Source organism: Pseudomonas sp. B37(2017) (assembly GCF_002112885.1).
Classification (GTDB): domain Bacteria; phylum Pseudomonadota; class Gammaproteobacteria; order Pseudomonadales; family Pseudomonadaceae; genus Aquipseudomonas; species Aquipseudomonas paraglycinae.
Map to the genome: position 1 here is coordinate 693,349 of NZ_NEIX01000001.1, position 21,925 is coordinate 715,273.

Genomic DNA, 21,925 nt, shown 5'->3' on the forward strand with positions numbered 1-21,925 from the left:
CAATTACAGCAGTCCTGCCTGGGTCATCAGTTCGACGGCTTTCTTGCTGTCGAGCTTCGATGCATCGACTTTCGGCGCGTCCAGATCCTTCAACGGCACCAGTTTGGGGTTGGAAGCAGCGTCCTTGCCCACCGCGTATTCAAAGGATTTGCCGGTGCGCAGCACTTCCTGGCCCTGCTTGTTGGTGATGTACTGGAGGAATTTCTGCGCGTCTTCCTGGTGTTTGCTGGAAGCCAGCACGCCACCGCCGGAAATGCTCACGAACGCACCCGGATCCTGATGCTTGAAGTAGTGCAGGGCGGTGTTCTTGCTGTTTTCACCGGTCTTGGCCTGATCGACGAACGCGTAGTAGTGGTAGATCACGCCGCTGTCGACTTGCCCGGCGTTCACTGCTTTGAGCACCGAGCTGTTGCCACGGTAAGCGGTGAAATTGGCTTTCATGCCCTTGAGCCATTCGAGGGTGGCGGCTTCGCCTTTCTGCTCCAGCACGGCGGCGACGATGGCCTGGAAATCCGCACCGGCCGGCGACGCGGCCCAGCGACCTTTCCAGGCCGGGCTCGCCAGATCCATCAGGGATTTGGGCAGGTCTTTTTCCGGCAATTTGGCCGGGTTGTAGACAAACACCGTGGAGCGCGCGGCGATACCGACCCATTGGCCGTGGGCCGGGCGATACGCAGCGTCGACTTGCTCAAGTGTCGCCGGAGCCACGGGCGCGAACAGCTTGGCGTTGTCCACCAGCACCATGGCCGGGGAGTTTTCTGTCAGGAACACATCCGCCGGCGACGCCGCACCTTCCTGCACGATCTGGTTGCCCATCTCCGTGTCATCGCCGTTGCGCACCGTGACCGGTATCCCGGTTTCCTCGGTGAAGCCGGCGACCCAGGCCTTGGTCAGGGTTTCGTGCTGGGCGTTGTAGACCACCAGGCCGACGGAATCGGCGGCAAACGCCTGCCCGGCAGCGAGCAGCGCGGTCGCCAGCGCGGCCTGTTTCAGAAAGGACGGAACGGATGGACTCATGGCGGGGCAGCTCCTGTTTTTAGACGTTATGGTTTGCGAGCACCCGCAGGGGATTCAAATGCGAATGCTTTGCAAAAATAGAGTCGCGGCAATGTAGGGTGGCAAACGAGAAAAATACGTCAAAGAAATCGTTAATAAATGTCATTGCCATTCAGATTAGCAGCGTCTGGCCGCTTGCACGGCGGCCGTACGTCATGCCGATTGGAGGAGGGATCAGGAGGAGGGTGGGCAGCCGCGTGAGCCGGTGGAGGCCTGACTGATCAACGCAGCCAGGCGCTTGACGTTGTTCTGCTGGGCGACCACCAGATCGTCGATGGTCGGCCCGGACGGGGTTTGCAGCAGCGAACGGCAGGCGATCAGGGCGTCGTCCCCGGTGTTGGCCTGGCGCAGGCGCCATTTGACGTCGATCAGCCCGTATTGCCCGGGAATCGAATCGAAGCGTTGCACATCGATGCGCACCGAGGTTTTGCGCGGGCCGCCGGCATTACTCAGTTGATCCACCAGTGCGCTGCGCAATTCATCACTGAGGCTCGCGCCCCACCATTCGGTCTCGAGGATCGCCAGGCCGCTGTTGCCTTGGCGGATGACGATCTGCGGCCGGTCGACCTGCGGCGGCACGCTGATGCCTTCGATGGCGATTTCCGAACCGGCGCGGCCGGCCATCGGTTGCGTCGGGGTCAGGGTGTGAAAGCTGATCGGGGCGCTTTTGCAGGCGCCCAGCAGCAGGCCGATCGCGAGCACGGTGAACTTCAGCTTTAAAGCCATGGGACAGCTCCTGTGCTCAGTTGCGCGGCGGCCCTTTGAGGTCCAGCGGCGGGGCGTTGTCGGGGCGGCCGCGAATCAACGATTCCGGATGACGGCCCAGATAATCGGACAGCTCACGCAACGAACGGGACATGCGCCCGAGTTCGTCGAGGGTCTCGGTCAGTTGTTCGCGTTGCGGCGAGTCTTCGGCCAGGGTCGAACTGGCCGATTGCAGGGTCTTGCTCACGTCGGCGAGGGTGTTCTGCACGCCGGGCAGGGTCTTGGCGTTGAACTGGGTCAGGCCTTTGCGCAATTCCACGAGGTTGCTGTCGAGGTTGCCGGCAATCCGTTCCACCGGCAGCTTGTTGAGCTTGTCGATCATCGCTTCGAGTTTTTCCTGCAACTGTTCGAGGCTGCCGGGAATCGTTGGAATACTGATCGGGCGAGCCGTTGGATCAAACGCGACTTTCTCGGCTTTCGGGTAGAAGTCCAGCGCGATGTACAACTGGCCGGTCAGCAGGTTGCCGCTGCGGGCCTGGGCGCGCAGGCCGTTGTCGATAAAGGTGCCGATCAGGCGCACGGCGGCGGCTTCGTCCTCCGGATTGTGCTCGAGTACCTTGAGCATCTTGACGTGAGCCTGGCCGAGGCGTTGCGGGTAGATCACGATGCCGACGTTGAGCGGGAAGCTGCGTTTTTTCGCATCGAAGTCCAGGTTGACGCTGACCACCCGGCCGATTTCCATGCCGAGGAATTCCACCGGCGCATCGACTTTCAGCCCGCGCAACGCCTGATCGAAACGCAGGCTCAGGTACTGCGCCTTGCCGTTGGGCGGGGCGAGGGCGGTTTGCTGGTCCTCAAACAGGTCGTAAGTCCTTTCTTCGGCGGCGGCAACGTCGTTGGGGCTGTACTCCGGCGCGCGGAAGGCGATGCCGCCGACCAGCAAGGTCGACAACGATTCGGTTTTCACCGCAAAACCGTTGGCACCGACGTTGACGTCAATGCCGCTGGCGTTCCAGAACCGGGTGTTTTCGGTGACGTAGGCGTCGTTTGGCGCGTGGATGAACACCTCGATGTTCACCCCTTTGCCATCGGCGTCCAGCGCGTAGGCCACCACTTGTCCCACCGGGATCTTGCGGTAATAGACCGGCGAGCCGATGTCCAGCGAACCGAGGTCCGAAGCGTGCAGGTTGAAGCGTTTTCCCGGCTCGCCGTAGGTGATCGGCGGCGGGTTCTCCAGGCCTTTGAAGTGTTTTGCGCGCGAGTTGGACTGACCGATGTCGGCGCCGATGTAGTCACCGGACAGCAACGTGTCGATGCCCGAGACTCCGCCCGCACCGATGCGCGGACGGACGACCCAGAACTGTGAGTCTTCGCGGGTAAAGGTTTCGGCCTGCTTGGCCAGTTTGATCGTGGCGTTGACGCTTTTCTGGTCGTCGCTCAGCTCGACGTCCGTGACCTGGCCGATGACCACGTTGCGGTATTTGACTTCGGTCTTGTTGGCGGTCAGGCCGCTGCCGGTCTTGAAGGTGACGACGATGCTGGGGCCTTCCTGCATCAGGTTGTGCACCACCAGCGAGATGCCCACCAGCACCGCAATGATCGGCACGATCCACACCAGCGAGATGCTGAAACGCCGGGTCTTGACCGGCGCCTGGCCCGGCGCTCGCGGTTGATCGGCGGCTGACGACTCCATCCATGACCTCCAGGGTGTGTTGGGCACTGAGCGTCAGGAACGCAAAAGCACTTCATCAATATAGAAGTGCTTCGCGATAGAGCAAATGTGCAGGACGCATTAACCGCGACGCGTCATCCCAGCAGCTCCCGCAGGCGATACCAGAACATGCCCAGTGCCAGCAGTGGCGAACGCAGCGCCGGGCCGCCGGGGAAGGTCATGTGCGGCACATTGCTGAACACGTCCATGCCCTGACTGTGACCGGCATGAATCGCTTCGCCCAGCAGCTTGGCGCACCAGTGGGTGACGTTCAGACCGTGGCCGGAATAGCCCTGGGCATAGAACACGTTCGGGTGCTGCTTCAAACGGCCGACCTGCGGGAAGCGGTTGGCGGTGATGCCGATCTTGCCGCCCCACTGATAGTCGATGCGCACATCCGCCAGTTGCGGGAACACCTTGAGCATCTTTGGCCGCATGTAGGCGGCGATGTCGGCCGGATCCCGCCCCGAATAATGGCAGGCGCCGCCGAACAGCAAGCGTCGGTCCGCTGAGAGCCGGTAGTAATCGAGGCCGACTTTCTGGTCGCACAGCGCCAGATTTTGCGGAATCAGTTCGGCGGCGCGTTCCGCCGACAGCGGTTCGGTGGCGATGATGTAACTGCCGGCGGGCAGGACCTTGCCGCTGAGTTGCTGTTCGAGTTCGTCCAGGTGCGCGTTGCAGCCGAGCACCAGACTGCCGGCGCGCACGGTGCCGCTCTGGGTGCGCACCTGAACGGTCGGGCCGTGGACGATTTCCAGCACCGGGCTCTGTTCGAAAATACGCACCCCGAGGGAGGCTGCCAGCCGCGCTTCGCCCTGCACCAGATCCAGCGGATGCAAGTGGCCCGAGCCCATGTCGATCAGGCCGCCCTTGTAGACACCCGCGTTCACCACTTGCTGACGAATCAGCTCAGGGGCGACCAGCCGCGTTTCATGGCGGTAACCCAACTGCGCCAGGCTTTCCTGCTCGGTCTTGAAGGCGTCGAACTGCGCCGGGGTGTTGGCCAGCTCGCAGAAGCCCCAGCGCAGGTCGCACTCGATGGCGTTGTCGGTGATGCGCTGGCGCACCAGCTCCACCGAATCGATCCCGGCCCGGTGCAGGTAGCGCACGCCTTCACTGCCGACATGCCGGGCGAAGCCTTCGACGTCATGGCCGATGCCGCGAATCAACTGCCCGCCATTGCGCCCGCTGGCGCCCCAGCCAATGCGCCGGGCTTCGAGCAGAATCACCGAGAGCCCGCGCTGTGCCAGTTCAATGGCGGTGTTGACGCCGGTGAACCCGCCGCCGATCACGCAGACATCGGCGATCAGGTCGCCCGCCAGTTCGGGATAAGGTGTGCTGGCCCGGGCCGACGCGGCGTAATAGGAGAGGGCGTGTTCCTGGGTGTACTGATTCATTTGTTCGACTTCACTTTGCTCCAGGACCGGGTCATCAGACGCATGATCGACTGGGGCGGGGTAGAGGAGATGTAGAGCTTGTCGAGGACTTCCTGGGACGGATAGACCTCGGGATTGTTGACCAGCTCCGGATCCATGTATTGCTTGGCCGCCGGGTTCGGGTTGGCGTAACCCACCGAGGCGCTGACCTTGGCGATCACTTGCGGATCGAGCAGGTAATTGATGAAGGCGTGGGCTTCCTTGGTATTGCCGGCGTCGGCGGGAATCGCCAGCAGGTCGAACCACAGGTTCGCGCCTTCCTTGGGAATCGAGTAGGCGATGTTCACGCCGTTCTTGGCTTCCTTGGCACGGTTGGCAGCCTGGAACACGTCGCCGGAATAACCGAAGGCCACGCAGATGTCGCCGTTGGCCAGGTCGGACACGTATTTCGAGGAGTGGAAATAGGTGATGTACGGCCGGATGCTCAGGAGTTTCTCTTCGGCCTTCTTGTAGTCCTCGGGTTTCTCGCTGCGCGGGTCCATGCCCATGTAGTTGAGGATCGCCGGGAACACCTCATCGGCCGAGTCCATCATCGACACACCGCACTGGGTGAGTTTTTTCAGGTTTTCCGGTTCGAACAGCACGGCCCAGGAATCGATGTGATCGATGCCCAGCACTTGCTTGACCTTGTCGACGTTGTAACCGATGCCGTTGGTGCCCCACAGGTACGGCACCGAATGCTCGTTGCCCGGGTCGTTTTTCTCAAGCAGGGCCAGCAGTTTCGGGTCGAGGTTTTTCCAGTTCGGCAGCTGCGAGCGGTCCAGTTTGAGGAAGGCGCCAGCCTTTACCTGACGGGCGAGAAAGTGGTTGGACGGTACAACCACGTCGTAACCGGTGCGACCGGCGAGCAGTTTGCCTTCAAGGGTTTCGTTGGAGTCGAAGACGTCGTAGATCACCTTGATCCCGCTGGAGGACTGGAAGTCGGCGAGGGTGGTTTCGCCAATGTAATCGGTCCAGTTGTAGACGCTGACCTGGGGTTGGGCGAGAGCACCGGCACTGCACGCCAGGGCCAGCGCGGCGGGGATCATGGATTTCAACAGACGCATATCGACACCTCTTCGAATTATTGGATTTTTCAGGCGACTCTTGCTGATCGTTCCCACGCTCCGCGTGGGAATGCCTCAATGGACGCTCTGCGTCCGCTTTGTGACGCGGAGCGTCACGGGCTGCATTCCCACGCAGAGCGTGGGAAAGATCGTGGGTTGGTTTTTGTTGTTTTAATCAGACGCTCAGCAACAGGAACTCCCGCTCCCAGGAACTGATCACGCGCTTGAAGTTTTCATGCTCGGCGCGTTTCACCGCGACGTAGCCGCGCACGAACTTGCTGCCCAGGTATTGCGCGACGGTGTCGCACTCTTCCATCTGGGTCAGGGCTTCTTCGATGGTGATCGGCAGGCGCAGGTTGCGGCGCTCGTAAGCCCGGCCTTCGACGGCGGCGCTCGGTTCGATGCCTTCGACCATGCCGATGTAGCCGCACAGCAGGCTCGCCGCGATGGCCAGGTACGGGTTGGCGTCGGCGCCGGGCAGACGGTTTTCAACCCGCATCGCCTCAGGCCCGGAGGTCGGCACCCGCAGGCCGACGGTACGGTTTTCTTCGCCCCATTCGACGTTGACCGGGGCCGAGGTGTCCGGCAGGAAGCGGCGGAACGAGTTCACGTTCGGCGCGAACATCGGCAGCACTTTCGGGATGTACTTCTGCAGGCCGCCGATGTGATGACGGAACAGGTCGCTCATGCTGCCGTCGGCATTGGCGAAAATCGGTTGGCCGCTGGCGATCTCGACCACGCTCTGATGCAGGTGCATCGCGCTGCCGGGCTCGTCACCGATCGGCTTGGCCATGAAGGTCGCGGTCACGTTGTGCTTGAGCGCGGCTTCACGCAGGGTGCGTTTGAACACGGTGATCTGGTCGGCCAGATCGAGCGCGTCGCCGTGGCGGAAGTTGATTTCCATCTGCGCCGGACCGTCTTCGTGGATCAGCGTGTCCAGGTCCAGGCCTTGCAGTTCGCACCAGTCGTAGACGTCTTCGAACAGCGGATCGAATTCGTTGGCGGCGTCGATGGAAAACGACTGACGACCGCTTTCGGCGCGACCGGAACGGCCCAGCGGTGCCTTGAGCGGCAAGTCCGGGTCTTCGCAACGCTGGGTCAGGTAGAACTCCATTTCCGGCGCCACGATCGGCTTCCAGCCTTTGTCGGTGTACAGCTGCAGGACTTTCTTTAGCACGTTGCGCGGCGACAGTTCGATCGGGTTGCCGAACTTGTCGAAGGTGTCGTGGATAACGATGGCGGTCGGCTCGATGGCCCACGGGATCACGTACACCGCATCGCTCACCGGCTTGCAGACCATGTCGATGTCGGCCGGGTCGAGCAGGTCGTAGTAGATGTCGTCGTCGACAAAATCCCCGGTTACCGTTTGCAGCAGCACACTTTCCGGCAGGCGCATGCCTCGCTCATGCAGGAACTTGTTGGTCGGTGCAATTTTGCCGCGGGCGATGCCGGTCAGGTCGCTGACCACGCATTCCACTTCGGTAATCTTGTGATCTTTCAGCCACGTGAACAGCTGATCGAAAGGGGCATTCATAAAGACCTCGTCGTTGGTTTTGTTGACGCGGGGGAAGGCGATTTCATCTTTCGCAGACTTCCCCTGAGGCGCGTTGACGACTATCTTGGGCGGGCCTTGACGTTCCATCTATCCACTTTCAGCAGCACCAAAGCGCACCAAAAGAGTGCGCAAGGTCTCCCATGACAACGTGTAATCCGCTACAGGTTCAAGCTTTCAACACCGCCGATGTCACCGAACAGATCCGCGCCACGCCGGGTTGGGTTCAGCATTACCAGCAGATGTCGCCGGGGCATTTCGCCGGGCAGATCCGCTATCTGGATTTGCAGGGTGTGGAGGTTTACGAAGAACAGATGAACACCCGGGTCGAGCAGAATTTCAGTGCGCCGGAAGGCTCGCTGGCGTTCTGTTTCGATCGCAGCGACAACGCGCTCTATCTGCTCAACGAAGAGAGCCGCAACATCTGGATCACCCCGGAGAACTATCAGGAAATCGCCGTGGTGTTCGGCCCGGATTTCGTCCAGCGCAACGGTCTGGACGTGGCCAGGTTGGAGGGTCTGTTCATGGCGCCGCTCAATGGCGCGCAGAACGGATTGTTCAGTCGCTGGTTAAGCTCGACTCTTACGAAGTTGTCGCAAACCCTTGATCAGCCAAGCAAGGAAGCACTGACCCAGCAGTTGCTGGAGGACTGCCTGTTCATCCTCGATAACGCGAGCGTGTGCCTGGACGGCGGTGGTCTGCAGCGTCGCGCCGAAGAGCGGATCACCCTCAAGCGCGTAGGGGAGTGGGCGGCGGATTCGCCGGAAGAAACCCTCAATCTGCTGGAACTGTCGCGGGTGGCCGGGGTTTCCCTGCGGCAGTTGCAGCAGACGTTCAAGGCGTACACGGGGATGTCGCCGAGTCATTGGCTGCGTTTGCGCCGGCTCAACAGTGCGCGGCGGGAGTTGCTCAAACGCTCGCCAGCGGACACCACCGTGGCAGAAGTCGCGATGAACTGGTCGTTCTGGCATTTGGGCCGTTTTTCAAGCAGTTACAGGGCAATGTTCAAAGAGTTGCCGAGCGAAACATTGAAGCGCTCATCGTCCATGTGACGAGCGCTCTTCGCCACAAACAAAAAAAGGCGGGAGAGGTTTCGGTATTCACCGAAACCTCTCCCGCCTTTTTCACCTGCCGATTTTGCCAAGCTTGTTGCACTACCGATTAATCGACTCTGAGACGATTGAAGGAAGATGAAAGCGATCTTTTCATCAATCTGGCCATCGGGGTTTCTATTTCTTTATGGATGACATGGGACGCACCTATCATCAAAGCGATGGTGCCCCAGAGCAGCAAATGTGGATTGATGGCCGGATAAGCCATATTGAAGATCATGAAGCCGATCATTTGATGCAGCAGGTAAAGCGGGTAAGTCAGGGCGCCCAATGCTGTCCAGTCGAACTTCCCGATGGCTGACGTTTTGTGCGTCGCGATAAAAAGAAACGTCATGAAAAACAGGGCAATGACACCGCAGATGATCAAGGCGTCGTATTCGGTCGAATATTTCAGTTCGATCGACTCGGCCCAGGTGATCGCGTTGTAGCTGGCCAATGCCTGTGCAGCGGCCAGCAGGGAAATACGCGCTTTGGTAAAACCCTTGTCCCATATGATGTAGAACGTAGCGCCAGCGATGAAATAGGCCGCGTAGTCGGTGATCAGTACCGAGCGCAACTTTTCGAAAGCAAAGACTTCCGCTGTGGCTGAAACCAGCAGCCAAAGTACAAGGAACGTTTCTATTTTCTCTATCTTCTTGAAAGCCAATAGAATGGCGATCATCAGGTAGAACTTTATTTCGACGAACAGTGACCAGTAGACCCCGTCTATGGGCGGCACACCGAGCACGTCACCGAGGAATGTCATGTTGATCACGTATTGATAAAGGTCAGCCGAAAATCTTGGCTGCCCAATGGCCAGCGTGACCAGAAAAGTGATCGTGCAGCACACCCAGAATGCCGGGCAAAGGCGGATGACGCGGGAAATGAAAAACACTTTGAGGTTGTTGCTCGAAGCCGTCATCAGGATCACGAATCCACTGATCATGAAAAACAGCTCGACCCCCAGATAACCGTATTTGGCCACGTCAGCCAGCAGCGGGTAGGGCATTACAGACATATCGCCCCTCGCATACCCGCGAAACGCATAGTGAAAAAACACCACGGCGATCGCTGCGAGGAAGCGCAACAAGTCCAGCTCGTTCAGTCGCCGGTTGTTCATGTACAGGCGCTCCAGACTCGTCAGCGCGGATCGATAACTGAGGACTGTGTCGTGTGAAATTCGACTCAAGGCCAAAGCGGTGTAGGGTTGCTCAAGGACTGCGTAGCCACATGCGGATGTAATCGACTTCGAACGTGGAGGGCAGGTCAGCATCGTCGACCACGCCGAACCATTTCCACATGGCCTCACTGTCAAAGACGATCTGCATGGGGTAGAAAAAGTGGTTGTTCTTCGACTCCCTGACCAGCACGCCATCGACGTACCAGCGCAGGGTATCGGGCTGCCAGTCGAAGCCGTAGACATGAAAGTCACTGGCCAGCCGCCAGGGGCTGGTCCAGGTGCTGCCGTTGGCGATATGTTCGGTGCTCTGTGGCGTGGCCCAAAGGTGGGCGTTCATGTTGTAGGCGCGGTCTGAAGCCGCTTCTTTGGTCTTGCCGCCGATTTCAAAGATATCGATTTCGGTGGCGTTGTCGGCCATCCCTGTCCACGCCAGCCAGAATGCGCTGGAACCCGCAGAGTTCATGGGTTTGGCACGGGCTTCGTAATAGCCGTAGAAGCCACGTTCGAGGGTACGAACCATGGCTGAGGTGTAATCCTTGAAACCGAGCTGGACGTACTTCGGTGGCAAGGTTTCCTTGCGAAAGACAATCTTCAGATGGCCGTTGCTGACGCTGGCATTGCGCTCGGTGAACAACGCCGGCTTGCGTCCCAGCGACTCGTTGCCGATAGCATTGTTGACGTGCCAGCGTGTGCGATCGAGGGTGGTGCCATCGAACTCGTCGGACAGTGTCGTGTTGAGCAACCACCGGCCGGCATTGGCCTGATCGGACAACGGCAGATCCGGATGGATGTGGGACGGCAGCGCGTCCAGGGGGCCGACACGTGTCCAGGTATCGGCCTGAACCGGTATGGCCACGGTCCACTTGTCTGCCAGGTACCGAAATACGCGCTGGCGCTCCGCGAGCGAGGCAAGCGGGCGGTCATACACCAGGACTTCGGCGATGTCGCCGCGAAAGTTTTCGGCATTACCGACGGCATTGCGCCCCACGCCATACGGTCCCAGTGGCACGTCCTGCAGCTCAAGGACAGAAACCGTCGGTTCATAGGCACCGGTTTGCGACAGGCTGACAGCGAAATTCGGCAGCACGTTATCGTTGCTGGCGGCTTGCGGTCGCGAACTGAACAACCGTTGCCAGGGATCGACGCCGGCCTGCTCCGGCAACCGACGGGACACGATCAGTACGGTCGCAGACCCTTTGGCCGTGCGCAGGGCCCGGCCCAGTAATCCCGAGTTACCGCTCAAGCGCACCACTGACTGGCCATTGAGGCTGTTCTCCATCCGTTGTGGCGGCGAAGAAGCGCCATCGACTGTCGCATCATTGGCCTTGCCTGATTTGTCGCTCCAGCGCTGGAGACGGTTCTGCGCATCCAGGCTCATCGTCGACGCGTCGGCGGCGTCCAGCCACAACACGAGCCCGGTACTCGGCACAGCAGGAGGCGCCTGCGCGGCGTTGCTTGCCAGCGAAACCGAAAACAGCGCGGCCAGCAGACATTCCTTGAACATCGGCATCACTTCACCGCAACGGGTGCCGGAATCTTGAATGAAGATTGATACCCCTGCGGATTGCACGACTGCCAGCGCCAGGTATCGGTGATCATTTGTTCCAGGCCGCGCTGTGCGCTCCAGCCCAGTTCGCGTCCTGCCTTGCCTGGATCGGCCCAGCATTTGGCGATGTCACCGAGACGTCGAGGGGCGAAGCGGTAGGGAATGCTGATGCCGGTGATGTCCTCGAAACTGTGGATGATCTGCAGCACGCTGTAGCCAACGCCCGTGCCGAGGTTCCAGAAGTGAATCCCGTTGTTGTGCTGCAGCACTTGCAGTGCCTTGAGGTGACCGATGGCCAGGTCGACCACGTGGATGTAGTCGCGCACGCAGGTCCCGTCGACGGTGGGATAGTCGCTGCCGTACACCGTGAGTTCGGGTATCCGGCCTATGGCAACCTGGGTCAGGCACGGCAACAGGTTGTTGGGGCGGCCGCTCGGGTCTTCGCCGATCATTCCGCTTTCGTGGGCGCCGATTGGATTGAAGTAGCGCAATAAACCGATGCTCCAGCGCGGATCGGAGGCGCACAGATCCGTCAGCAACTCTTCGATCATCAGCTTGGTGCGGCCATAGGGATTGACCGGTTTGCCGGTGCCGAAATCTTCGGCAATCGGCGTGCGTGTCGGCTCCCCGTACACCGTGGCTGAGGAGCTGAACACCAGCCGGAATACGTTATTGCGGGCCATCGCCTGACACAGGCCAAGCGTGCCGGCAACGTTGTTGACGTAGTAGTCCAGCGGCTTGCGCACGCTTTCCTCGACGGATTTGAGACTGGCAAAGTGCACCACGGCCTCGATGTCGTACCGGCTGAAGATATCGTCGAGCAGCACCGGATCGCGAATATCGCCCTTGATGAAGTCGACGCGGGTCAGGGTCAGTTGTTCAAGGCGCCGGATGCACTCTCGACAGCTGTTGCACAGGTTGTCGAGCACCAACACCTTGTGGCCGGCGTTAATGAGGGCCAAAGCCGTGTGCGAGCCGATGTAGCCGGCCCCGCCAGTAATCAACGTGGTTTTGCGCATGATGAGGTCTTCCTGTCTCGAGGGACTGAACTCAGCGGGAGGTGAAAACCGATTTGAATTCCTGTGGCCAGTGCGGGTGCATGACGCTGTAACCCACGGCATAACTCAGCACGCCGACCACGATGCTGCCGATCAAGTGCAGATAGCCCTGTAGTCCCAGCTGCGGTAGCACGACCAGCACGGTTGCCGCCATGACCAGTGAAGCGATAACGCTGCGGTAACTGGCTTCGAAAAAGCCGCGCCAGCTGTAACCGACCGCCGTGTTGAGGCCACGGATCTGCAGCGGCGTGATGACCAGCATTCGCGCAAACAGAGCGCCGGCTGCGGCCATGCCGTCGTACAGGTTGCCGAGGGTGTAGACCAGCGCCAGGGCCAGCGCGGTGGTCAGCACTTCGGCCTTGATTGTGAGGTGGCTGCGGTTGACCGCCACTAGTGCGGTGGTGGCGTACATGGCGCTGTTGCCGATGGCTGCCGTGCAGGCCAGCACTTGCAGCAGAGGAATGGCTTCGGCCCATTTGGCGCCGAAGATCAGCAGGATCAGATCGTTTGCCGTGAGTGCGATGCCGATGAACAGCGGCGTCAGCAGAAAACCGCTGACAGCGGTTGAATCGCCAATGATCCCGATCAATCGTTTGGGCTCTGCGCTGCGCCGGGAGAACGCCGGCAGCGCATAGCTCAGCAAACCGTTGTAGATGGCGGTGCGTGGCAGCTCGATGATGCGCATCGCCATGTTGAACATGCCGACGGCGTTCGCGCCGGCGGTGATGCCCAGAACCACGTTGACCCCGCGCTGCAAGGTTTGCGAGCTCAGCGCGTTGATGGCCACCGGTGCGCCGGACTTCAACAACTCGCGCAGGATCGGACCTTCGATGTGAAAGGGGATGCGTCGCGGGTCTGCGCGCATCAACACAATGATCGACACCAGCTCCATGATCAGCGCCTGGGCAATGACCGCCCACGCACCCAGTCCCCAAAGCGCAACGGCAATCCCGCCGACGCCACCCGCCACCTTGCCCAGCAGCGTGCGCGACGCCAGCATCCTGAAGTTGCTGCTGCGGCGCATCTGCGCCACATAGACCCGCGCCATCATGGTGAACAGGATCTTCAGCGAGGCGACCGCCGTCATCCATTGCAGCACCGGATCCGGGGTGTACAGCATGACGGCGCCCGAAATAACGCCGATGCTTACCAGACTGACGAGCACCGCCGCCCAGTAGGCTGTGCTGATGTGTTTGTCTTCCAGCCGCTCAAGTCGTACCAGCGGGTCTTCCAGCACCGACGAATACACCAGACCGATCAGTTCGACGATGGCAATGATCACCGTGCCCACACCCAGCTCGGCTGGCGACAGCAGCCTGGCGTAAGCGACGAAGGTAATCATCGACAGCAGGATCAGGCCGAATTTTTCGGTGAAGATCCAGGTCAATGTCATCAGGCGATGGTTGGCCATGGCGGATACCGGTTCAATGAGCCGTGGTTGACGCCGTTGTCTTGCGCAAGGTTCTGGCGCGGGCATAGAGGTAGCGCAAGGTCGGTTTGCCGCTGGCGAAGATCAGGGCCTGCCAGGAGCAATCGAGCATTCGCCGGTACACGCCGAGGACCTGGTCATGCTCGCCACGTCGGGAAAATGCTTCGAGAAAATCGGTGTGGTTGCCCAGCTCGAAATCGATCCGCTGCTGGCGGGTCAGTTGCGTGCCGTAGCGGGCGAGGTACACCTCGATGAAGCGGATTTTGTTCTGGTAGTACTTTTTCGGATTCGCGGTCATGTTGCCGCCATTGACCGTGCGCTCCAGCAGCACCTCCGGCACCGTGTGGATCTCCCAGTGCTCGGCGATCCGGGTCCACATGAAGCGGTCTTCGGAATAACGCAGGCTGGCATCGAAGCCGCCGAGTTGCATGATCACGTCACGTTTGACCAGCGCGGTCGAGACGCCATTGACGACGTTGGCGTGGATGAAATCGTAGAAATGCCTGCCGTGCTTGAGCCGGTCGTCCAGCTGGCGCCTGCCATCGCTGTAATTGACCTGCGCATAGCAGTCGATCAGCCCGACCGGCCGGCCCTGGCGGGTGAGTTCGTCATACAGTGCCAGTTGTAACTCCAGCTTTCGCGGATGCCATTGATCATCGGCGTCGAGCATCGCCACAAACGTCTCTTTAGAGTGCCGCATCCCATGGTTACGGGCACTGGCCTGGCCTTCGTTGGCTTGCTGCAACAGGGTCAGGCGAAACGGCGCGGTGAAGTCTCGAACCCGCTGTGGTCCGTCATCGGTGGACCCGTCGTCGATGACGATGACGTGATCGGGCAGTCGGGTTTGCCGAGCCAGGGAGGTCAGTGTCTGCTCGATGCTGTCGGCGCCGTTGTACATCGGAATGACGACGCACACTGAATCTGCTGAACGGGGAGCTTGGTTTGGCACGGTGATTCTCCTTGGGTTACGCGCTGGCGGAATCGCGCGGTAGTGCGCTGCCCGACGAACGCTGACGCAGCGCTGCCGGTGAGGATTCGGGATAGGTCGCGTGGTGGTGCCGGAAGGTCAGGGCCAGCGTGCAGAACACCAGGAACTCGGCGGAGCGGTAGTTGGGAATCACGTAGGCCACATAGTTGGTGATGGCGAACAGGCCGATGATGACCAGCGCACTGGCGCGAAACCGGGCTGCCTGATTCGCCGTCACGGCGCGGTATTGCTTGAACAGTGCTTCACCGAACATCAGCGCCAGCGCCGTCAACTGGATGAGGCCGCCGTTGAGCAGGGTTTCCATGTAGCCGCTGTGGGCGTTGCCGATGTAACCCCAGCGGGTAATGAACGCATCGGCATCAGGGCTGGACCAGAAGGCGCCGAAGCCGTAGCCCTTGAGAAACTGGCTGTCGATGAAAGGCGCGAGCAGTTCCCAGATCAACGTGCGATCGGTGAGTGACGGGTCGCGACCGGCCATTTCCAGCAGCACCGCAAAGTTGCTGTACAGAAACAGGCAAACCAGCAGGTAAAGCAGGGTGCATCCCAGGAACAGCAGCTGTGAGCGATTGATGCCCAGGCGGATCATCGTGAGGAAATACCAGTAGCTGATCGTGCCGGAAATGATCAGCGCCACGCCGGTGGCTGATTGGGCAAGCAGGATGGCAACCAGCGAAAAGAATGAACAGAAGAGTGCCCAGCGATTGCGCTGCCGGATCATCGGCAGCAACAGCACGATGGCGATCGCGTTGAGCCGGGCGCCGGCATTCTTTTCGGCGAAAACGCCTTTGAATGCGCCATCGCGAATGCCCCCGGAGAGGAACGCCACTTCAGGCATGACCACGGCGAGCAACAACCCGATCAATGCAGCTATGCCGATGGCGCAACCGAGCATGAAGGTGATTTTTTCAAGGGAGTAGTTATAGGCAAGAAAACCGGCAAAAAACACCACGCCGAGCAGGGCGATGAACCGCTTGAGACTGAGCATCGGGTCGTGGGACCAGCCGATCGATGCGATGACACAGAGCAGGAACACCAGCAGGAAGAAGTTGCTGCGATAAAAGGTCTTGCTGAGGAATACCTTGTTGCGGATGAAAAAGAACAGCGGCACCAGCAGGGTGATGAGGCCGCAGACCTGATTGGCGACGTTGCCTTCGAGGTCTTTGTTGATGTCGCCAAAACTGGAAGCACCGCCCAGATTGAGGACAAAGGTAATTACCTGGATGTAGAAAAGAATGCCGAACACGGTGAAGGCGTCGCGTAACGTCGAATACCTGATCGTCAGTGTGCTCATGATGACGGGCTCCCGATCAACGCTCTGAGGTAGGTCTGCACCGCGCTGGCACTCATGAATCGCGCGGCTGCATCGAGGCGTGACTGACGCTGCAGATCGCGCGGTATGGACAGTTGCTCGGCGATGGCCTGCGCCAGGGCGATGGGATCATCGACAGCGACCAGCGGCGCCACCAGACCACCGACGAGGATGTCTTGCGGACCGTGGGGGCAGCGGGTCGCCACCACCGGTGTGCCGGTGGATAACGCCTCGACCAGCGCGTTGGGACTGCCCTCGAAACGCGACGACAGTACGAAACAATCGGCTGCGGCCACTTCTGCCAGGGGATCATCGGCATAGCCCGGCAGATCGAAGCGCTCCGCCACCCCCAGCTGTTTCGCCTGTTCCAGCAGTGCGGCCCTGAGGGCACCTTCGCCAAAAATGATCAGGCGGGCACGAGGGTCCGGCAATGCCGCGAACGCTGTGATCAGCGTGTCGAAACCTTTTTGCGGCGCCAGGCGCCCCACGGCGACAATCACCGTGCCGGACTTTTCCAGCAGCCAGCGGTGGCGGGGCAGTCCCGGCGTCTTCTCGCGAAAGTCGTTGTCGAGCACCGGATTGTCGGCAATGGTCACGTCCTGGCGCCGGGCGAGGGTGGTATCGACCAGATCCTGGGCGACACCGCGCGATACACAGATCACCGGGTTGGGAATCATCCGGTAAAGCAGCGGTGCCACCCGATAAGCCATCCGCACCATGAAGTCGGGGTTCACGTGCCGGTCATGGGAAAAGGCATTGCGCTCGCTGACGTGCAGCCGGGCCAGCGTGCCGGACAGGGCCGCCGCGACGATCGCCACCACGTTGACGTGGGTGAGAGCCGCCAGTTGGGCGTCAAAGCGATTGGCACGCAGAAATCGCGTGAGTGCCGGCACCGCACGGACGCTGCGCGGGCTGTGCAATTCAACCTTTTTCACCCGCGGGTCGAGATGGGCTGCGTGAATGCCTCCGCCGGTGAGCATCAGCAATGTCACGTCATTGCCCGCATCCACCAGTGCCTTGGCGAGGCGCGCCATCATTTTTTCAGCGCCGCCGGCGCTGAGGTCATGGAGGATGATCAGTAACTTTTTCATTGATTCCAGACCTGGTAATACGCCTGCGCCGCGTACTGACTGGTGTACGGGCGCAGGGTGGCAGTGAGCGTCTTGTCGCTGCAGGAAATGTCATTGCGCAGGGTCAGGTGTCGCAGCATGCCGTCGGCCAGCGCCTGTACATCGTTGACGATAACCAGCTGGCCAAGCCGGCCGTGGTCCAGCAACTCTCTCGGCCCGGTCTCGCAATCGCACGCCAGCACCGGCGTGCCCAGCGCCAACGCCTCGATCAGCACGGTCGGCATGCCTTCTTGCAGGGAGCTCAAAATGAACAGCCGGGCGTGCCTGAGCACGGGATAGGGATTGCTGAGGAAGCCGCTGAAGTGCACCCGTTGCGCGATACCCAACTGATTGGCCTGAGTGACCAGTGCTTCGCGCAACGGGCCATCGCCGACGATCACCAGATCCGGCAGCGCTGCGCTGCGTAGCGCCAACGCATAAGCGTCCAGCAGCAGGTGAAACCCTTTGGGCTCGACCAGACGCCCCAGGCCCAACCAGTAGTTGCGGGGGAAACCGGCGGGTTGCGGTGCCTGGGCGGCCTCGAACAGTTGATCGGTGACGACGGCATTGGGGCAATAACGGATGCGCTGCCGCCCCCAAGGCACGGCATCGGCGAGGGTCTGGCGCAGGGCCGAGGAAACCGTCACCACCTTGCCGCTGCCACACAAGTACAAGGTGTAGAGCAGGCGCAGGCTTGAGGGGCCGGTTTTCTGTTCGCTGCAATCGAGTGTCGCGTGGCGGCTGTAGATGACCTTGCAGGCACTGCCCAGGGTGGCGAACCACGTGCAGAGGTTCGCCTGTTCCTTGGCGGAAATGAGGTGGGTGACGCCTTCACGCTGTATGAGCCGGCGCAGCAATACGATGGACTTGAACAGGCCGGCAATGCCGCTGCCACCACCGCTGAAGCATTGAATGTCCCGGGTGTCGGGCATGTCTGCGTTCATGACGAAAAAACTCACACGCCGGCCGTCCTTGAGAAACTGCTCGGACAACCGTTGCTGAACGCGCTCGACGCCACCGCCGGGCTTGAAATCCTTGAGGATAAACAGGATGTGCATGGTCATTCCCCAACGCGGATGGCGACTTTGTGTCGAACGATCATGTTCAGCAGGTGCAGGAAGTTGGTGGGGTAATCGATGAGGTAGCGCTTGATCGTGTGGGGCTCGCGGTACATGCGATAGAACGCGCGCAGGTGCAGTCGATTGATCAGTGCCGGGTAGTACTGCCGCGTCGCCAGGGCTTCTTGCCGGATGAACCCGCCACAGGTGAAGGCGACCCCGCGAAAGCCTGCGCGCAGGGCATCCTGTTCGAACTGCTCTTGCAGTCCGGCGCCCAGGCCGACGATCAGAATGTCCGCTGCACTGCGGCAGATGTCAGCCCGAATGCCTTCGGCCTGGGCGGCGTCGAAATAGCCGTTGTGATAGCCGGCGATGCTCAGTTGCGGATAAAGGGTTTTGATCTTGCTGATGAACAGGTCGAGTTCAGCTTGTCGGGCGCCGACGAAATAGACGCGTTTGCCCTGTTGCTCGGCGCTGCGCAGCACGACGTCGGCTATCGAGGTGAAGTCGAAGCTGACCCGGCCAATCGTTCTGCCGGTGACGCGAGACATGAAGGTCGACATCAGCATGCCGTCGCAGAAATAGGCAACGGTGCTCGGGTTCTGCTCGAAAAAGCTGCCGATCGAGGCAAAGTTGATGAAGGAATAGGCCTGGTTGGCCTCCAGTAATTTCGCCGAGTAATGCCCGACTATCTCCAGCTTGAACATGGCGCGGCTCCTCTCAGAGAACTGAAGGGGTCTGCCGACCCACGGAGACGTAGGTGAAACCGCGTTTGCTCAACCGCTGCGGATCGAACAGATTGCGTCCGTCGAAAATCAACGGCTGTTTGAGCAACTGGCTGAGCCGGTCGAAGTCCGGCGCCCGGAACGATTGCCACTCGGTGACGATGATCAGGGCGTCGGCATTTTTCAGCGCCGCTTCCTTGGTGCCTGTCAGGGTCAGGTCATCGCGCGAGCCGTATAAGCGCTGGGCCTCTTCCATGGCTTTGGGATCGAACGCCTGCACGCTGGCGCCGGCTTGCCACAACGCCTCCATCAGTACGCGGCTGGGGGCCTCGCGCATGTCGTCGGTGTTGGGTTTGAAACTCAACCCCCACAGGGCAAACGTCTTGCCGCGCAGGTGACCGTCGAAGTGATCGAACACTTTGCGGAACAGGCTGGCCTTCTGCTCCTGATTGCGCGACTCCACGGCCTTGAGCACCCGGGCGTCGATGTCTACACCGTTGGCCGCCTGTATCAGTGCCTTCACGTCTTTGGGAAAACACGAGCCGCCGTAGCCGAGACCGGGGTAGATAAACTGGTAACCGATGCGTGGGTCGGCACCGATGCCGTGGCGCACCTTTTCGATGTCGGCGCCGAGCTTTTCAGCGAGGCAGGCCATTTCGTTCATGAAACTGATCTTGGTCGCCAGCATGCAATTGGCGGCGTACTTGGTCAGTTCAGCGCTGCGAACGTCCATGACGATGATTTTTTCGCGGCTGCGATTGAACGGCTCATACAGTTCGCGCATGACCTCTTCGGCACGCGGGCTGTCGGTGCCGATGATGATCCGGTCCGGGCGCATGCAGTCTTCGACCGCGCAGCCTTCCTTGAGAAATTCCGGGTTTGAAACCACGTCGAACGTCAGGTCACTGCGACCGTTGTCGGCCAGTACCTGCCCGATACACGCTCGCACCCGGTCACCCGTACCGACCGGCACGGTGGATTTGTCGACGATGATCTGATGCCGATCCATGTTCAGCGCGATGGTCTGCGCCACGCTCAGCACGTATTTGAGATCCGCCGAACCGTCTTCGTCGGGCGGCGTGCCGACGGCGATCAACAGCACATCGCCATGGTGAACGGCGTCCACCAGGTCTGTGCCGAACCGCAGCCGGCCGCTTTGATAATTGTCGCGTACCAGACTCTTGAGGCCAGGCTCGTAGATCGGCAGCGTGCCTTCTTTCAGCGCCTCGACCCTGCCCGCGTCGACGTCGACGCAGAGCACGTTGTGCCCGACCTCGGCCAATGCAGCACCCTGGACAAGGCCTACGTAACCAATACCGAATACGCTCACATTCATGGTCGAACCTCAGGTCGTCGTGACGGTTATCAACGGTCGGGCAGGGGAGCGGCAGAAGTGACACAGGGGCTCAATAGATGTTTTTCGAGAACAGCGTGAAGGGGGTCTTGATAAGGATTTTGATGTCGAGCCACAGCGACCACTGGTTGATGTAGTTGAGGTCCTGGGCAACGCGCAGCTGCATTTTTTCCACGGTCTCTGTTTCGCCACGATGGCCGGTGATCTGGGCCAGGCCGGTGATTCCCGGCTTGAGGCGATGCCGGGCCATGTAGGCGCGCACCTTGCCGGTGTAATAAATGTTGTGGGTGACGGCATGCGGGCGCGGGCCGACCAGGGCCATCCGGCCGGACAGGACATTGAACAGCTGAGGCAATTCGTCGATGGAACTGCGGCGCAGAAAGCCGCCGATCGGCGTGAGGCGGTCATCGTTGCGGGTGGCCTGGCGAACCTCCTGGTCGTCGTGGACGTGCATGGAGCGAAACTTCCAGACCTTGATCACTTCACCGTTGCAACCATGACGGTTCTGCTTGAACAGCACCGGGCCTGCGGAGGTGAGCTTGACGGCAACGGCCACCACCAGCAGCAAGGGGCTGAGCAGAGCAATGGCCAGGCCGGCGAGGCTGCGTTCAAACAGATCCTTGCAAAACAGGCTGGCAGGGTGCGAGCTGAGCAGGCTCTCGTTGAGGTAGATGGCCGGCATCCGCTCGATTTCCGAGATCGAATGGTTGAGCAACACCATGCTGCCGAAATCCGGAATCCACACCACGTCGACATTCATGTCCAACAGGTCGATGTAGAGCGCTTCGATGGTGGCGGCATGGGCCATCGGCAGCACGATATAGACGCGACGCACTTCCAGGCCCGTGATGATCTCGCGGATGGCGGAAACGTGGCCTAGCAACGGCAGAATGCTGGGCGCGGGGCCACTGCTGTCGGCAGCGGCGATGAAGCCCAGCAGCAGCGCGCGGTTCGGCAGCGACAGTTTTTTCGCCAGTTCATGGGCCGTCGGGCAGGTACCGATGATCACCGAGCGGCGTCCGTTGCAGACCCTGCGCGAATACAGGCGGGCCAGGTAATGCAGGGGCAAAAAGCTCAAGGCCTGAACCACGAAGCCCAGCACCGCCCAGACCATGATCACCTGGCGTGAATAAATGGCGCTGGTCTGGGTGAAGAACGCAATCGCCGCCAGAACGGCCAGCAGGATCAACCAACCGGCCAGCAACCTGCCAAGCCCGACCAGCAAGCCATGACGCTTGTGGTAGACCTGCATCACGCTGTAGATCGGCACCGAGCCGAGCACGGTCAGAATGATCAGGATGCGGTATTCACTGGTCAGACTGCCGACGCGCCACTGCACGAGCAGCATCAACAGCGCTGTCACCAGCGACAGTGCGCACAGCCACTGGCCCCAGAACGTCAGGCCTCGGCGGTGTGTCATGTGAGCGGTATAAAGCGAAGTCATAGGCTTAACCTCAAGACAGCATTCATGCATCAGCGCGAATCGAGCAGACACGACGTGTCTCCCGATGGCTTTTCCGTAGCTCGGCGGAGGTGAAGCGAGTGGTGCGTTGGCAGAAGAGGGCGTAGCGG

18 protein-coding genes are annotated in these 21,925 nt (G+C 60.5%); 1 reads left to right on the top strand and 17 read right to left on the bottom strand.

Annotation, left to right across the window (positions count from 1 at the left end):
- Positions 1-3: 3 nt before the first annotated feature.
- The 6 genes from CAF90_RS03230 to CAF90_RS03255 all read right to left on the bottom strand — a co-directional run bounded on the left by CAF90_RS03230 (position 4) and on the right by CAF90_RS03255 (position 7,488).
- Complete coding sequence (locus CAF90_RS03230; protein ID WP_085603498.1) at positions 4-1,017, bottom strand: iron ABC transporter substrate-binding protein; 1,014 nt, start codon at positions 1,015-1,017, stop codon at positions 4-6.
- Positions 1,018-1,230: 213 nt separating this feature from the next.
- Positions 1,231-1,782, bottom strand: a complete 552-nt coding sequence (locus tag CAF90_RS03235) for a membrane integrity-associated transporter subunit PqiC (RefSeq protein ID WP_085603501.1) — start codon at positions 1,780-1,782, stop codon at positions 1,231-1,233.
- A 16-nt stretch (positions 1,783-1,798) separates the two neighbouring features.
- Positions 1,799-3,454, bottom strand: a complete 1,656-nt coding sequence (locus tag CAF90_RS03240; RefSeq protein WP_085603504.1) for an intermembrane transport protein PqiB — start codon at positions 3,452-3,454, stop codon at positions 1,799-1,801.
- A 113-nt stretch (positions 3,455-3,567) separates the two neighbouring features.
- Positions 3,568-4,869, bottom strand: a complete 1,302-nt coding sequence (locus tag CAF90_RS03245) for an FAD-binding oxidoreductase (protein ID WP_085603507.1) — start codon at positions 4,867-4,869, stop codon at positions 3,568-3,570.
- Positions 4,866-5,954 (bottom strand): polyamine ABC transporter substrate-binding protein, encoded by a 1,089-nt coding sequence (locus CAF90_RS03250; RefSeq protein ID WP_007951305.1) that lies wholly within the window; start codon positions 5,952-5,954, stop codon positions 4,866-4,868. Before CAF90_RS03250 ends, CAF90_RS03245 begins: the two co-directional genes overlap by 4 nt.
- 175 nt (positions 5,955-6,129) lie before the next feature.
- Complete coding sequence (locus CAF90_RS03255; protein ID WP_007951306.1) at positions 6,130-7,488, bottom strand: glutamine synthetase family protein; 1,359 nt, start codon at positions 7,486-7,488, stop codon at positions 6,130-6,132.
- Between the two features lie 161 nt (positions 7,489-7,649).
- Here CAF90_RS03255 and CAF90_RS03260 point away from each other — a divergent pair, with 161 nt between their 5' ends.
- Positions 7,650-8,558 carry a helix-turn-helix domain-containing protein gene (locus CAF90_RS03260; RefSeq protein ID WP_085603510.1) on the top strand — a complete coding sequence of 303 codons (909 nt, stop codon included), beginning with the start codon at positions 7,650-7,652 and terminating at the stop codon, positions 8,556-8,558.
- A 109-nt stretch (positions 8,559-8,667) separates the two neighbouring features.
- Here CAF90_RS03260 and CAF90_RS03265 read toward each other — a convergent pair whose 3' ends face one another.
- The 11 genes from CAF90_RS03265 to CAF90_RS03315 all read right to left on the bottom strand — a co-directional run bounded on the left by CAF90_RS03265 (position 8,668) and on the right by CAF90_RS03315 (position 21,797).
- Entirely contained in the window at positions 8,668-9,717 is a 1,050-nt protein-coding gene (locus tag CAF90_RS03265; protein ID WP_085603513.1) for an acyltransferase, read from the bottom strand.
- A gap of 91 nt (positions 9,718-9,808) precedes the next feature.
- A complete protein-coding gene (locus tag CAF90_RS03270; protein ID WP_085603516.1) occupies positions 9,809-11,287 on the bottom strand; it encodes a family 16 glycosylhydrolase in 1,479 nt (492 codons plus the stop codon).
- Positions 11,287-12,342 (bottom strand): UDP-glucose 4-epimerase GalE, encoded by a 1,056-nt coding sequence (gene galE / locus CAF90_RS03275; RefSeq protein ID WP_085603519.1) that lies wholly within the window; start codon positions 12,340-12,342, stop codon positions 11,287-11,289. The genes CAF90_RS03270 and galE overlap by 1 nt, the downstream gene beginning before the upstream one ends.
- 31 nt (positions 12,343-12,373) lie before the next feature.
- On the bottom strand, positions 12,374-13,792 hold the full coding sequence (locus CAF90_RS03280; protein WP_085603522.1) for an oligosaccharide flippase family protein: 1,419 nt from the start codon (positions 13,790-13,792) through the stop codon (positions 12,374-12,376).
- A gap of 13 nt (positions 13,793-13,805) precedes the next feature.
- The gene (locus CAF90_RS03285) at positions 13,806-14,759 is read right to left on the bottom strand and encodes a glycosyltransferase family A protein (protein WP_085603525.1); all 954 of its coding nucleotides are present in this window, start codon (positions 14,757-14,759) and stop codon (positions 13,806-13,808) included.
- Positions 14,760-14,775: 16 nt separating this feature from the next.
- On the bottom strand, positions 14,776-16,089 hold the full coding sequence (locus CAF90_RS03290) for an O-antigen ligase (RefSeq protein ID WP_085603528.1): 1,314 nt from the start codon (positions 16,087-16,089) through the stop codon (positions 14,776-14,778).
- On the bottom strand, positions 16,086-17,198 hold the full coding sequence (locus CAF90_RS03295; protein WP_085603530.1) for a glycosyltransferase: 1,113 nt from the start codon (positions 17,196-17,198) through the stop codon (positions 16,086-16,088). Before CAF90_RS03295 ends, CAF90_RS03290 begins: the two co-directional genes overlap by 4 nt.
- Positions 17,195-18,274, bottom strand: coding sequence for a glycosyltransferase (locus tag CAF90_RS03300; RefSeq protein WP_085605149.1), 1,080 nt, complete (start codon positions 18,272-18,274; stop codon positions 17,195-17,197). Before CAF90_RS03300 ends, CAF90_RS03295 begins: the two co-directional genes overlap by 4 nt.
- A 2-nt stretch (positions 18,275-18,276) precedes the next feature.
- On the bottom strand, positions 18,277-18,981 hold the full coding sequence (locus CAF90_RS03305) for a WecB/TagA/CpsF family glycosyltransferase (RefSeq protein ID WP_085603533.1): 705 nt from the start codon (positions 18,979-18,981) through the stop codon (positions 18,277-18,279).
- A gap of 13 nt (positions 18,982-18,994) precedes the next feature.
- Positions 18,995-20,335, bottom strand: a complete 1,341-nt coding sequence (locus tag CAF90_RS03310) for a UDP-glucose/GDP-mannose dehydrogenase family protein (RefSeq protein ID WP_085603536.1) — start codon at positions 20,333-20,335, stop codon at positions 18,995-18,997.
- 70 nt (positions 20,336-20,405) lie between these two features.
- Entirely contained in the window at positions 20,406-21,797 is a 1,392-nt protein-coding gene (locus CAF90_RS03315) for an undecaprenyl-phosphate glucose phosphotransferase (RefSeq protein WP_085603539.1), read from the bottom strand.
- Between the last annotated feature and the right edge of the window lie 128 nt (positions 21,798-21,925).

What these genes read in the sequence shown, in the direction of transcription:
- CAF90_RS03240 (WP_085603504.1), bottom strand. Translation starts at nt 3,454, where the DNA reads ATGGAGTCGTCAGCCGCCGATCAACCGCGAGCGCCGGGCCAGGCGCCG.
- CAF90_RS03255 (WP_007951306.1), bottom strand. Translation starts at nt 7,488, where the DNA reads ATGAATGCCCCTTTCGATCAGCTGTTCACGTGGCTGAAAGATCACAAG.
- CAF90_RS03230 (WP_085603498.1), bottom strand. Translation starts at nt 1,017, where the DNA reads ATGAGTCCATCCGTTCCGTCCTTTCTGAAACAGGCCGCGCTGGCGACC.
- CAF90_RS03290 (WP_085603528.1), bottom strand. Translation starts at nt 16,089, where the DNA reads ATGAGCACACTGACGATCAGGTATTCGACGTTACGCGACGCCTTCACC.
- CAF90_RS03305 (WP_085603533.1), bottom strand. Translation starts at nt 18,981, where the DNA reads ATGTTCAAGCTGGAGATAGTCGGGCATTACTCGGCGAAATTACTGGAG.
- CAF90_RS03265 (WP_085603513.1), bottom strand. Translation starts at nt 9,717, where the DNA reads ATGAACAACCGGCGACTGAACGAGCTGGACTTGTTGCGCTTCCTCGCA.
- CAF90_RS03260 (WP_085603510.1), top strand. Translation starts at nt 7,650, where the DNA reads ATGACAACGTGTAATCCGCTACAGGTTCAAGCTTTCAACACCGCCGAT.
- CAF90_RS03245 (WP_085603507.1), bottom strand. Translation starts at nt 4,869, where the DNA reads ATGAATCAGTACACCCAGGAACACGCCCTCTCCTATTACGCCGCGTCG.
- CAF90_RS03235 (WP_085603501.1), bottom strand. Translation starts at nt 1,782, where the DNA reads ATGGCTTTAAAGCTGAAGTTCACCGTGCTCGCGATCGGCCTGCTGCTG.
- CAF90_RS03310 (WP_085603536.1), bottom strand. Translation starts at nt 20,335, where the DNA reads ATGAATGTGAGCGTATTCGGTATTGGTTACGTAGGCCTTGTCCAGGGT.
- CAF90_RS03300 (WP_085605149.1), bottom strand. Translation starts at nt 18,274, where the DNA reads ATGCACATCCTGTTTATCCTCAAGGATTTCAAGCCCGGCGGTGGCGTC.
- CAF90_RS03250 (WP_007951305.1), bottom strand. Translation starts at nt 5,954, where the DNA reads ATGCGTCTGTTGAAATCCATGATCCCCGCCGCGCTGGCCCTGGCGTGC.
- CAF90_RS03295 (WP_085603530.1), bottom strand. Translation starts at nt 17,198, where the DNA reads ATGAAAAAGTTACTGATCATCCTCCATGACCTCAGCGCCGGCGGCGCT.
- CAF90_RS03315 (WP_085603539.1), bottom strand. Translation starts at nt 21,797, where the DNA reads ATGACTTCGCTTTATACCGCTCACATGACACACCGCCGAGGCCTGACG.
- galE (WP_085603519.1), bottom strand. Translation starts at nt 12,342, where the DNA reads ATGCGCAAAACCACGTTGATTACTGGCGGGGCCGGCTACATCGGCTCG.
- CAF90_RS03270 (WP_085603516.1), bottom strand. Translation starts at nt 11,287, where the DNA reads ATGCCGATGTTCAAGGAATGTCTGCTGGCCGCGCTGTTTTCGGTTTCG.
- CAF90_RS03280 (WP_085603522.1), bottom strand. Translation starts at nt 13,792, where the DNA reads ATGGCCAACCATCGCCTGATGACATTGACCTGGATCTTCACCGAAAAA.